We start from the raw sequence: 11,882 nt of genomic DNA on the forward strand, positions 1-11,882 counted from the left end.
TGACGTGGCGGCCGCCGTCACAGGGGTCATCGCCCCCCCTTATTCGGTGATCGGATGCCGTAACGCTGCATGCGGCGATAGAGCGTCATGCGGCTGATGCCCAGCTGGCGGGCCACCGCACTGTGGTTCCAGCGGGCGGCGTGCAGCTGCTGCATCAGCAACTGCGCCTGCGGCGGCAGGTCCGTGGCTTCCTGCGGGTCAGGCTGCGTGCGGGGATCGTCAGCGTGGGCCTTCAGGGTTTCCGGCAGATCGTCAACCTCAATCCGCCCGCCGTCACACACTGCGGCGCCGTAGTCGAGGGCGTTACGCAGCTCGCGCAGGTTGCCGGGCCAGGCGTGCTGATGCAGCCGTGTGCGCGCCTGCGGCGTCAGTTCAGCCCTGCCCGCCAGCAGTCGGGCGACCAGCCAGTCGAGATCGCTGCGCGCGCGCAGCGGCGGCAGCGAGATGCGTGCGCCCTGCAGGCGATAAAACAGGTCGGCGCGGAAACGCCCCTGCTCCACCAGCTTATCGAGCGCGTGATGCGAGGCGGAGATCACGCGGATATCGACGGGCAGCGGGCGGGTGGCGCCAACCGGCAGCACCTCCTGCTCGGCCAGCACGCGCAGCAGCCGCGTCTGCATCTCCAGCGGCATATCACCGATCTCGTCGAGGAACAGCGTCCCCCCGTCAGCCTCCTGCACCAGCCCGCGCTTTGCCTTGCTGCCCGCGCCGGAAAAGCTGCCCGGCAGGTGGCCGAACAGCTCGCTCTCAATCAGCGTCGGCGCGATGGCGGCGCAGTTAACCGCAATAAATGGCCGTGTCCGGCGCGCGCTGGCCTGATGAAACGCACGGGCAAAAACCTCTTTGCCGCAGCCGGTTTCGCCCTGTACCACCAGGTGCAGCGGCGCATTCAGCAGCCGTGCCGCCCGCTGCAGCTGCTGCTGTAGCGCCGCATCACCACCGCTCAGCGCTGCCAGGGGTTGCGGCAGTGCCAGCGGTGCGGTCATCACTCGCCGCGGCGGGCGCCGCGCCGGTTGCACGGCGGTCACATAGAGCCGCTCGCCGCTGTTGATCCGCTCCAGCGTACCCTGCCGCCCGTTAGCGCTGGCCAGCCAGTCCGGCAGGCTGTCGATGGCGGTATTAAACAGCTGTTCAATCGGCATCCCGATTAGCGTGCTGCGGCTGTGCGGCGACGGCGCCGGAATCCCCAGCTCGTGCTCCAGCATGCGCTGCGCACGATGGTTATGCCCGACCAGGCGCCCGCTGGCGTCAAAGGCGATCAGGAAATCCGGGCTAACCTCAACAAACGACGACGACGGGCTGAGCTTCAGCACCCAGTCGCTGCGGTGGCGGTGCTCAAACCAGGCGTTTTCAATCTGATGGGCGGAGAGTCTGGCGATCTGTAGCGCCAGCTGCTGGCTGGATTTCGACTGCGGCGAGGTCAGCGCGGAGATATCGAGAATGGCATTCAGCTGCCCCTGCGGGTCAAACAGCGGCACCGCGCTGCAGGTCAGCGGAATGTGGGTGGCGTCGAAGTGGTCCGCCTGATGTACGGTCAACGCTTTGCCAGTCGCCAGCGCGGTGCCCACCGCGCAGGTGCCCGCCCAGGCTTCTGACCACTGCGCCCCGAGGAACAACCCGGCGCGTCGCAGGCTGATTTCAGACCCGGCATCGCCCAGATAGTCAACCGTCACGCCGCTGGCATCGTTCAGCAGCACCACGTATCCGGCCGGAGCGATCTGCTGATACAGCACGCCCAGCCCGTGATGGGCAATGCGGCGGAACTCTTCAAGATTTTCGCGATGCTCACGCAGTTCGTTATACGGCAGAATGCGCGCTTCCTGCATGCGGCTCGGATCCAGGCCGTGACACTCGACGCAGCGCTGCCAGGAGTCGCGAATGGTCTGGTCATGCAGGCGGAGACGTTGTCCCTGCGCGCCCGGACGGAGGCTCTCCATAACGGTGGCAATATGTTCGCGCTGGTTCTGATTCACAACTCACCCTCCTGTGGAAATGACGACGCTCTGACGGCGACAACAGGATACGCCTGTCGGCGATAAGTTGCAGAAAATCACTCAGATTAATCAGCGCCTGAACGCTTTATCAGCAGCGCAAAGCCGGTAACGATCTGCCAGCTGGTAATGGGGTAAACCGAGGCGCGCTCAATAATGCCGATGGGGAACAGCGCGGAGGGGATAGCCAGCATGCTGAGCAGGCCAAAACCACCGAGCAGCAAGCTGAAATAGCCGAATGGCTGAAACCGCTTGTTCACCAGGCACCACGCCCCCACCGCGATCAAACAGAGATTGCCGCCGCCAATCGCCATCACCGCGCCCGTTTGATGCAGGGTAATGCCGCTGGCGATGCCGCCGCTGTGAAACAGGGCAATCAGCACGCCGCCCGCGCCGTGGATGCCTGCCAGCAGCAGCGCCCAGCGGTTTTTAATGAGCGGAAAAAGCAGGACACAACCGCAGAAAAACAGCACTCCTTCGGCGGCGAATCCGCTGTTCATGACGTTATGCAGCGGGGAGCAGATCAGCGATCCGCACTGGGGAATACCGAGGTCGCTGATATAGTTAAATTGATAGCGGTAGGGGGGATGCTGCCACGCCAGCGCGCTGATGCGCTCCGCCAGCAGATAGAGCAGCCCGCCCAGCGCCAGGCAGGCGGCGCCGATCCGGTTCCATCGCGTGAGTTTTTGCATAGTGCTCCTTATCGATCGCCCTGGGGGGGCAAGAGATAAAACGGGCCAGGCATGCCTGGCCCCTGCGGAATGATGCAAGCTAACCCGTGCGCTTACCAGCGGTAATCGACGGAAGCAACAAAGGTGCGGCCACAGCCATACAAACAAGCATAGGCGTTAGCGCAGGATGCGACATAGTGCTCGGTGGTGAGGTTCTGCGCGTTGAACTGCAGGCTGGTGCCTATCAGCGCCGGCGTCACCGACGTAGCGTACGCGGTCAGCCGTGGTTTACAGTGGTGGAGCCTGCACGCTGACTGACCGCAGGCAGGTTTTCTTTATGCTGCGTAGAGCAGCTGCGCACCGCCACGACCATCACCAGGGCAGCAATAATCAACGCTGCGCACAGCAGCGGGAAGGAGAAGGATTTTTTCATCTTGGCCATTTCATCGTAAATGAATCTTATTATCATACAATTAATGGCGGGCGAATTAAACGCTTAAGGCCGCAGGGATATTGACGCGGGATAAATCGGGCCGGGCGCACCCGGCCATTCTCTTACACTTTCATCCAGCGCCCTTCGGCAGCGGAGATGGCGATAGCTTCCAGCACTTTTGATACCTGCAACCCTTCGGCAAAGTCCGGCCACATGCGATCGTTAGCGGCGATGCCGTTGATCAGATCGCGTACTTCAACGGTTTTCTGGTCGTTAAAGCCGATGCCGTGCCCGGCAGAGATGCAGAATGCCGCATAGTCCGGATGTGCCGGGCCGGTGAGGATGGTCTTAAAGCCCTGCCGCCCTGCCGGTTCATCATGAATATACAGCTCCAGCTCTGCCATGCGCTCCTGAGTGTAACGAATGCTGCCTTTGGTGCCGGTAACCACATAGGTCAGGCCCATTTTGCTGCCGCAGGCGATGCGTGAGGTTTCAATCACGCCGTGCGCGCCGTTGGCAAAACGCAGCAGCGCGCTGGCCTGATCTTCATTTTCCACATTACGCAGCTGCGTCAGATTTTTCGGGTCCGGGCGCTGTTTGATTACCGTCATCATATCACCGCTCACTTCATCGATATTGCCGACGAGGAAGTGCGCCATATTGACGATATGCGCCGCCAGGTCGCCGAGCGCGCCCAGCCCCGCCAGCGCTTTCTGGCAGTGCCAGTCGAGCGGCGTGTTCGGGTTTGCCAGATAATCTTCATTATGGGTGCCGTAGAAGTGCACCACTTCGCCGATCTCACCGCGCTCAATAATTTCACGCGCCAGCTGGCTGGTCGGATTTTTCATGTAGTTGAAGCCGACCAGCGTTTTCACCCCGGCTTTTTGCGCGGCGCGCACCATCTCTTCGGCGTCCGCCACATCCAGCGCCAGCGGCTTTTCAGAATAGACATGCTTGCCGTGACGGATCGCTTCCAGCGCCATCTCTTTATGCAGGAAGTTCGGGGCGCAGATATCCACCACGTCGATATTTTCATCCGCCACCAGCTCGCGCCAGTCCCCGGTGGAGCGGCTGAAACCCAGCGTTGCGGCCTGGGCGGCGGCCAGCTCTGGATTGACCTCTGCCAGCATCTCGCGCACCAGTTCACCCTTGAGGTTAAATACCGTCGGCGCCTGCGAATAGGCAATGGCATGGCAGCGCCCGATATAGCCGGTACCGATCAATCCAATTCTGACTTTTTGCATGGTGGGTCCTTGTGCAGGGTAAAAATGGAACAAACGTACAATTCAAGTGGAATTTATATTCCATTAACGGGCTTCACAATATGAAAATGAAACAAACGTGATCGCGCTGACGAAAAAGAGTGCAACGCCGCTGCAACGCCAGCCAGAAGTTGCAGCGAGCAGCGCAAATGCGGGATATTTGCCGAAAAAAGCGACAACCCCCACATAAAATGCTGATTTATTCAGCAGTCGACCCAAAAGCGTGAAATCAGCCTTTGACTTCACCCGCCCTGCTGGATATGATGCGCCCCGTTCCAACAATTCCTCTGTAGTTCAGTCGGTAGAACGGCGGACTGTTAATCCGTATGTCACTGGTTCGAGTCCAGTCAGAGGAGCCATATTTGAGAAGCCCGCTCAGGGAAACCTGAGCGGGCTTTTTGCTTTTACAGTTTTGTTTTTGTCGCAATGGAGTCCATCATTCCTCTTCCTCCACACTGCGTACGGCGCCACGAGAGGCACTGGTGGTCAGTGCCGCATACGCGCGCAATGCTGCCGATACGCGACGTTTGCGCAGAACGGGTTTCCAGGCTGCTTTGCCACGAGCCAGCATTTTCTGCCGACGCTGGTCAAGCTCGTGCTCAGCCAACTTAAGTTGGATAACGCGACGCGGGATATCAATTTCAATCAGGTCGCCATCTTCAATCAGGGCGATATTGCCGCCCTCAGCAGCTTCAGGCGAAACATGCCCGATTGATAAACCCGAAGAGCCACCGGAAAAACGGCCGTCTGTGAGCAGCGCACAGCTTTTGTTAAGCCCTTTTGACTTCAGATAGCTGGTTGGGTAGAGCATCTCCTGCATGCCTGGCCCGCCGCGCGGGCCTTCATAGCGAACCACCACAACGTCCCCCGCCTGCACTGTGCCCGAGAGAATCCCGTCCACTGCCTCATCCTGCCCCTCAAATACCCTGGCGGTGCCGGTAAAACATAACATCCCGGCATATACGCTGGCGGTTTTAACGATGCATCCCTCCGCAGCAATGTTGCCGGACAAAACGGCAAGACCGCCATCGCGGGTGAAGGCATGGTCAGCATGACGGATACATCCATCCTGGCGGTTGGTATCAAGAGCGGGATAGTAGTTATTCTGGCTAAAAGCGACGGTAGTGCGCACACCGCCTGGTGCAGCACGATAGAATTGCCTGACGCTTTCAGAGAGGGTGGTTTTGATATCCCATTCCATCAGAGTCTGCTTAAGGGTAGGCGTGTGAACGGTAGGAATATCAGTATGTATCAGCCCCGCCCGGTTTAGTTCCGCCATAATCGCCATCACGCCACCTGCACGATGCACATCTTCCATATGCACATTCTCAACTGCAGGCGCGACCTTACACAGCACCGGTACTTTGCGTGATAGCCTGTCTATATCTGCCATAGTAAAATTCACACCGCCTTCCCAGGCGGCAGCCAGCAGATGCAGTACGGTGTTCGTGGATCCCCCCATTGCGATATCCAGCGTCATAGCATTTTCAAACGCTTTAATACTGGCAATTGAACGCGGTAGTATGCTGGCATCATGCTGTTCATAGTACCGATGGCACATTTCAACAATTTTCTTACCTGAATCAATAAACAACGATTTACGCAGGGCATGCGTCGCCAGCAGGGATCCGTTGCCTGGCAAGGCCAGTCCCATAGCTTCAGTCAGACAATTCATCGAGTTGGCGGTAAACATTCCCGAACAGGATCCGCAGGTTGGGCAAGCAACATTTTCAACTGCGTTAACTTCCTCATCCGACATACTATCGTCACCAGCCACCACCATCGCATCGATCAGGTCAAAAGCCCGGTTTTCACCGCGCAGGGTCAACTTTCCGGACTCCATCGGCCCCCCTGAAACGAAAATCACTGGGATATTAATTCTGAGCGCCGCCATTAACATACCGGGGGTAATTTTGTCGCAATTTGAAATGCATACCATGGCATCAGCGCAGTGAGCATTCACCATGTACTCCACGCTATCCGCTATCAGGTCGCGTGAGGGCAGGCTGTAAAGCATGCCGCCATGACCCATTGCAATACCGTCATCAACCGCAATGGTGTTGAACTCTTTGGCCACACCACCTGCGGCTTCGATCTCCCTCGCCACAAGTTGACCAAGATCTTTAAGATGAACATGTCCGGGAACAAACTGAGTAAAAGAGTTGACCACCGCAATGATGGGCTTGTTGAAGTCATTATCGGTCATACCTGTTGCACGCCAGAGGCTTCTGGCACCTGCCATATTACGACCGTGAGTAGATGTACGTGAACGATACATTTCAAGATACTCTGAAGAATTAAGTTGCTTTATATTAAGTTCGACAAGCAGTAAGGTGAAATATATTATGCGCTAGCCATTAAGTCGCCAGGGATATTAGACATGGACATCAGAAGGTTGAAACATTTTGTTACCCTCGCCGAAACACTTCACTTTGGCAAGGCGGCAGAAAAACTGAATATGACGCAACCCCCCTTAAGTCAGTCGATAATGGTGCTGGAAAAAGAGTTAGGGGGTGCCCTTTTCATCAGAACCAAAAGAAACGTCAGCCTGACATCCTTTGGTGAACAGTGGCTGATTCATGTGAAGGATGCACTGTCCGGTGTAAATTCATTATCTGAAATTGCCGACAGGTTAAAAAATGGCGAGTCAGGCCGGTTAGACCTCTCTTTTATCAGCGTCGTTGACTATAGTATTTTACCTGATCTGGTAAGAAATTTCCGGCAGAGTTATCCGGAAGTTGAACTCAGATTGACGGAAGCCACCAGCGACATTCAATTAATGGCGATTTTAGATGAAAAAATGGATGCCGGAATTATCATTGCCCCTCTGAATGGCACACTCCCTGCCGTATTAAATTATCAAAAAATCCTCTCAGAACCCTTAATTGCGGCCATCCCTTCTTTATGGTTAAACGACAAAAACCTGCGTATCATAGATAATAAAATTTGCCCAAGCTCTATAATTAATTCACCATTAATTCTCTTTCCGCAGCAGCTGGCACCAGGCTTTCACGCTTTAGTAACCAGATTTTATGCTTTCTATGGTGCCAAACCAGATATTATTCAGCATGCCATCCAGATGCAGACAATTATTAGTCTGGTTGCCTCTGGAATGGGAATGGCGTTAGTCCCGTTATCGTTACGTCATTTAGCCCGTACTGGGGTAGTTTATCTTGAGCTTCTCTCATCGCCACCGGAGCTGGAAGTCGGCATTGTATGGCACAAAAAAAACAGCTCTCCAATGATTATCAATCTGATTGAAATGGCTTTGGCGACTCATGAAAAAAGATCACAATAGCCGGTTTCAGTAACCCCCTGACCAGCAGGGTAAACCCTAAGGCACACAGCGCTTAGTAACCCACGCCTTTCGTCGCTTAATGTTGCCAGCAGAAATCTCACTCTACATTTCCGAGGATCTCCATGTCTGCACTGTTTACCCCGTTCAAACTAAAAGACGTCACGCTGCGTAACCGCATTGCCGTGCCGCCGATGTGCCAGTATAGCGCCGAAGAGGGCCTGACGAATGAGTGGCACCAGGTTCACTACCCGACGCTGGCGCGCGGCGGTGCCGGGCTGGTCATTGTTGAAGCCACGGCGGTGTCGCCGGAAGGCCGTATCACCCCGGGCTGTACCGGGCTGTGGAACGACCAGCAGGCGCAAGGCATGGCTAAAATCGCCGCGTCGATCAAAGCCGCAGGCGCGGTGCCAGGCATTCAGATCGGCCACGCCGGGCGCAAGGCCAGCGCTAACCGCCCGTGGGAAGGTGACGACCATATCGCCGCCGGGGACAGCCGCAGCTGGGAAACCATCGCGCCGTCAGCCGTGGCGTTTGGCCATCATCTGCCGCAGGTACCAAAAGCGATGACCCTCGACGATATCACCCGGGTTAAAAGTGACTTTGTCGCCGCCGCCCGCCGCGCGCGCGATGCCGGTTTTGAGTGGCTGGAACTGCACTTCGCCCACGGCTATCTGGCACAGAGCTTCTTCTCGGTGCATGCCAACCAGCGCAGTGACCAGTACGGTGGCGATTTCGCCGGGCGCAGCCGCTTCCTGCTGGAGACGCTGGCGGCGGTGCGTGAAGTGTGGCCGGAGAACCTGCCGCTGACCGCGCGCTTTGGCGTGATTGAATTTGACGGGCGCGACGAGCAGACGCTGAGCGAGTCGATTGAGCTGACCCGACTGATGAAACAGGGTGGGCTGGATATGCTGAACGTCAGCGTCGGCTTCTCGATTGCTGAAACCGAGATCCCATGGGGACCGGGCTTCCTGGCCCCATTCGCCGAACGTGTGCGCCGCGAAGCCGGGCTGCCGGTCGCCTCTTCGTGGGGTGTGGAAGCGGCAGAAGTGGCGGAGCGCGTGATTGCCGAACAGCAGATGGACCTGGTGATGATTGGCCGTGCGCATCTGGCTAACCCGCACTATCCGTATGCGCTGGCGAAGAAACTCAACGTTGAGCGCCCTTCCTGGGTGCTGCCGGCGCCGTATGCGCACTGGCTGGAACGTTATCGTTTAGCGGATTAACTAGCCGGCAAACGGGCTGACCGAAAAAGAGGGTCAGCCCCTACCCCAAAATGGTGCCGTAGGGGGCGACCCTTTTCTCCGGTCGCCCCGTGCCAATGGTTTGCACCGGCCGGACTGAAGACCTTTTTTTCGGTCTTAACTACGCTCAATCTTCTTTGCAGCGTCATCCAGCGCATCAATAATCGCGTACAGCGCATCCTGAGAAATCCCCTCCTGCGACAGGCGCACGTTAAGCGCGCTCTTCATATTGTGGATTGCACGCTCCACGTCCGGCAGGCTGCGGTTATTCACCAGCACCGCCATCGAAGAGAGCCGCCGCACGATGACCTCCAGTGCCGCCTGCTCCTGCTGTAACAGTTCAGACCCTTTGTCGATCAGCCGGTACGCTTTACGCGTGGCCTGCGCATCCAGCACCGCGATGCACTCCATCTCCTCCAGCAGGGTGAGATTGGGGTAGATAATGCCGGGGCTGGGCGTGTATTCGCCCTTTGACAGCGCCTCTATCGCCTTGATCAGCTCGTAGCCGTGCGCCGGATTGAGGCTGAGAAAATGCAGCACCAGCAGGCGAATATCGGCGGCATCGAGCATCTTCTCACGGCGTTTGCGGCGGCCCTGCCCGGGCTCCGCAGCGGGAAACGGCACGCGCATGCTATTTCTGATGCCAGTAGGCCACGGCGCGCACAAAGGTGGCATCGCAGCCGCGCTGGTTAATGAAATAGTCACTGAGCGACTTCACGAAATCGGCTTCCCCGGTCAGCCAGATAAAGTACTCCTCCGGCGGCAGCACCAGTTGGTCAAGCTGCGCCACCAGCGCGTCAAGATGCGCTTTATCCATGCAGCCGTGCCCGAACCAGCTGGCATCGATACCGTTCAGGGGATCGAGATATACCCTGCCCTGTGCTTCATCCGCATAGGCAAACAGCTTCAGGCGCTTCGCCCTGACGCTGGCCTGGCGGCGCTTAAAGGCGGGCAGGCCGCTTTCGTCACAGACATAGAGCTGGAAGGCATAATCATCCGGCACCACCAGCGACCCGCGCGGGCCGCCGATCGCCAGCGGATCGCCGATTTTAGCCTGTTCAGCCCAGTCGCTGGCCACGCCGCCGTCGTGGATGAAGAAGTCGATGGTCAGGGTATTTTTCTCCCCGTCGAAGAACAGCGGCGTGTAGTCGCGCGACACCGGGCGCGCCCCCTCTTTCCACACCACGCCATCCTCCGTCACCTCGGGGAGGCTCAGCACGCCGCTGGCATCAGGGAAAAACACTTTGATATGGTCGTCGAAGCCCGGCGAGGTAAAGCCGCTCAGGTCGGCGCCGCCAAAGTCGATACGCCAGAAGCTGTCGGCCACTTTGGTTTTGCCGGTGACGGTCAGCTGGCGGAAACGCAGTTCGTTACGCACGCGCTGTGGCGCACGCGAGTTTTTGCTCTGTTCGGTCACGAAGATTCTCCTGGCTTAATTTTAGTAATGATTCTCATTTGCGAGATAAAATATATCTATGATATATCTTGAATGCAAGCCAGCAAGCTATCCCTGGCCGGGTAAAATGTGGCAGTCTGTGCTTATTCCTTCGGCGCCTTTACCAGCGGGCGGTATTTCCACAGCCATTTACCGCTGTCCAGCCGGCGATAGAAGCAGGAGCCGCGGATCATCCAGTCCAGCACCATACCTAACCAGATCCCCACCACGCCAAAACCGAGCACAATCCCCAGCAGGTAACCGGCCACGATGCGTCCACCCCACATGCTGAGCAGCGACACCCACATGGTGTAACGCGCATCGCGCGCGCCTTTTAATCCGGCGGGCAATACCCATGAAGCCGCCCAGAACGGCATAAACGCGGCGTTGAGCCACACCAGCATTTTCACCACGTGGATCACCTCTTCATCACGCGTGTAGAACTGTGCCAGCAGCCCGGCAAACGGCACCGTCAGCAGCGCCAGCGCGCACAGCCCAATGGTCGACAGCCAGAATATATAGCGCAGCAGGCGCTCCGGCTGGCCCAGCTGGCCCCGGCCAAGGCGGGTGCCGACGATAATAGTGGAAGCGGAACCCAGCGCGTTACCCGGCAGGTTAATCAGGGAGACGATAGAAAATGCGATAAAGTTACCGGCGATAACATCGGTGCCCATCCCGGCGACGAACACCTGGGTCAGCAGCTTGCCGCCGTTAAACAGCACGGACTCGATACTGGCCGGGACGCCAATACCGAGCACTTCGCGCAGGATGTTGAGATTGAGCCGGGTGAAGTAGCTTTTCAGGGAGATTTTCAACGCCGGGACGAAGCCAATCACCAGCACGTAAATCACGGCAGCGGCCCCGATATAGCGTGAAATGGTCAGCCCGAGTCCCGCCCCGACAAACCCCAGACCGTGCCAGGAGAAGCAGCCGTAGATCAGCACGCTGCTGATAACAATGTTGAGGATGTTCATGCCGCCGTTGATCAGCATCGGGATTTTGGTATTCCCGGCGCCGCGCAGCGCGCCGCAGCCGATCAGCGCGATAGCCGCCGCCGGGTAACTCCATGCGGTCGTTTGCAGATAGGAGAGCGCCAGCGCTTTCACCTGCGGCTCCGCTTTGCCTGCAATCAGGTCGATGATCTGCGGGCCGATAAACTCAATCGCCAGCGCCAGCAGCACGGCGAACCCCGTCATAATAATCAGCGACTGGCGCGCCGCGGCAACTGCCCTCTCCCGGTTCAGCTTGCCGAGGCTAAAAGCCACCACCACGGTGGTCCCGAGATCGATGGCGGCAAAAAATGAGATCACCACGATATTGAAGCTGTCCGCCAGCCCGACTCCGGCCATCGCTTCCGACCCGAGCCAGCTGACCAGGAAAGTACTCAGCACCCCCATCAGCAGAACGCAGAGGTTTTCAAAGAAGATCGGCACGGCCAGCGGGGTGATTTCTCGCCAGAAGAGTATCCGCAGGGAACGGCGTTTCGGATACCACGCACTGTGCTGGATAGCCTGCAGCAGTGAAGTTCTGAAGTTTAGCAAGAGTATTCCA

General features: G+C 57.7%; 11 protein-coding genes and 1 tRNA gene. 3 read left to right on the top strand and 9 right to left on the bottom strand.

What is annotated here, in order from left to right; translation table 11 throughout:
- Positions 1–26: 26 nt before the first annotated feature.
- From J2Y91_RS21695 to J2Y91_RS21715, 5 genes are all read right to left on the bottom strand, one after another.
- Positions 27–1,973 carry a sigma-54-dependent Fis family transcriptional regulator gene (locus J2Y91_RS21695; RefSeq protein WP_253539323.1) on the bottom strand — a complete coding sequence of 649 codons (1,947 nt, stop codon included), beginning with the start codon at positions 1,971–1,973 and terminating at the stop codon, positions 27–29.
- Between the two features lie 86 nt (positions 1,974–2,059).
- Positions 2,060–2,683, bottom strand: coding sequence for a DUF998 domain-containing protein (locus J2Y91_RS21700; protein WP_253539327.1), 624 nt, complete (start codon positions 2,681–2,683; stop codon positions 2,060–2,062).
- A gap of 256 nt (positions 2,684–2,939) precedes the next feature.
- Positions 2,940–3,095 (bottom strand): hypothetical protein, encoded by a 156-nt coding sequence (locus tag J2Y91_RS21705; protein ID WP_166643130.1) that lies wholly within the window; start codon positions 3,093–3,095, stop codon positions 2,940–2,942.
- 122 nt (positions 3,096–3,217) lie between these two features.
- Positions 3,218–4,339 carry a Gfo/Idh/MocA family protein gene (locus J2Y91_RS21710; protein ID WP_253539329.1) on the bottom strand — a complete coding sequence of 374 codons (1,122 nt, stop codon included), beginning with the start codon at positions 4,337–4,339 and terminating at the stop codon, positions 3,218–3,220.
- A 63-nt stretch (positions 4,340–4,402) separates the two neighbouring features.
- Positions 4,403–4,603, bottom strand: coding sequence for a hypothetical protein (locus J2Y91_RS21715; protein ID WP_133623333.1), 201 nt, complete (start codon positions 4,601–4,603; stop codon positions 4,403–4,405).
- A 37-nt stretch (positions 4,604–4,640) separates the two neighbouring features.
- Here J2Y91_RS21715 and J2Y91_RS21720 point away from each other — a divergent pair.
- Positions 4,641–4,716 (top strand) — tRNA-Asn (locus J2Y91_RS21720).
- Positions 4,717–4,793: 77 nt separating this feature from the next.
- Here J2Y91_RS21720 and ilvD read toward each other — a convergent pair.
- Positions 4,794–6,635, bottom strand: a complete 1,842-nt coding sequence (gene ilvD / locus J2Y91_RS21725; protein ID WP_253539331.1) for a dihydroxy-acid dehydratase — start codon at positions 6,633–6,635, stop codon at positions 4,794–4,796.
- A 102-nt stretch (positions 6,636–6,737) separates the two neighbouring features.
- On the opposite strand from ilvD, the gene J2Y91_RS21730 reads away from it, so the two are divergent.
- Together J2Y91_RS21730 and J2Y91_RS21735 are read left to right on the top strand one after the other, a co-directional pair.
- A complete protein-coding gene (locus J2Y91_RS21730) occupies positions 6,738–7,655 on the top strand; it encodes a LysR family transcriptional regulator (RefSeq protein WP_133623332.1) in 918 nt (305 codons plus the stop codon).
- A gap of 122 nt (positions 7,656–7,777) precedes the next feature.
- Positions 7,778–8,878 carry an NADH:flavin oxidoreductase/NADH oxidase gene (locus J2Y91_RS21735; RefSeq protein ID WP_133623331.1) on the top strand — a complete coding sequence of 367 codons (1,101 nt, stop codon included), beginning with the start codon at positions 7,778–7,780 and terminating at the stop codon, positions 8,876–8,878.
- Between the two features lie 135 nt (positions 8,879–9,013).
- Here the strand turns inward: J2Y91_RS21735 and J2Y91_RS21740 are convergent, their stop codons facing one another.
- The 3 genes from J2Y91_RS21740 to J2Y91_RS21750 all read right to left on the bottom strand — a co-directional run bounded on the left by J2Y91_RS21740 (position 9,014) and on the right by J2Y91_RS21750 (position 11,872).
- Complete coding sequence (locus J2Y91_RS21740) at positions 9,014–9,526, bottom strand: PadR family transcriptional regulator (protein WP_253539333.1); 513 nt, start codon at positions 9,524–9,526, stop codon at positions 9,014–9,016.
- A 1-nt stretch (position 9,527) separates the two neighbouring features.
- Positions 9,528–10,313 carry a siderophore-interacting protein gene (locus J2Y91_RS21745; protein ID WP_133623330.1) on the bottom strand — a complete coding sequence of 262 codons (786 nt, stop codon included), beginning with the start codon at positions 10,311–10,313 and terminating at the stop codon, positions 9,528–9,530.
- A gap of 122 nt (positions 10,314–10,435) precedes the next feature.
- A complete protein-coding gene (locus J2Y91_RS21750; protein ID WP_253539335.1) occupies positions 10,436–11,872 on the bottom strand; it encodes an EmmdR/YeeO family multidrug/toxin efflux MATE transporter in 1,437 nt (478 codons plus the stop codon).
- Positions 11,873–11,882 lie beyond the last annotated feature (10 nt).

The organism is Erwinia aphidicola, assembly GCF_024169515.1.
Taxonomy (GTDB): Bacteria; Pseudomonadota; Gammaproteobacteria; order Enterobacterales; family Enterobacteriaceae; genus Erwinia; species Erwinia aphidicola.

Coding starts and splice junctions, on each gene's coding strand:
- J2Y91_RS21735 (WP_133623331.1), top strand. CDS start 7,778: ATGTCTGCACTGTTTACCCCGTTCAAACTAAAAGACGTCACGCTGCGT.
- J2Y91_RS21730 (WP_133623332.1), top strand. CDS start 6,738: ATGGACATCAGAAGGTTGAAACATTTTGTTACCCTCGCCGAAACACTT.
- J2Y91_RS21700 (WP_253539327.1), bottom strand. CDS start 2,683: ATGCAAAAACTCACGCGATGGAACCGGATCGGCGCCGCCTGCCTGGCG.
- J2Y91_RS21710 (WP_253539329.1), bottom strand. CDS start 4,339: ATGCAAAAAGTCAGAATTGGATTGATCGGTACCGGCTATATCGGGCGC.
- ilvD (WP_253539331.1), bottom strand. CDS start 6,635: ATGTATCGTTCACGTACATCTACTCACGGTCGTAATATGGCAGGTGCC.
- J2Y91_RS21740 (WP_253539333.1), bottom strand. CDS start 9,526: ATGCGCGTGCCGTTTCCCGCTGCGGAGCCCGGGCAGGGCCGCCGCAAA.
- J2Y91_RS21705 (WP_166643130.1), bottom strand. CDS start 3,095: ATGAAAAAATCCTTCTCCTTCCCGCTGCTGTGCGCAGCGTTGATTATT.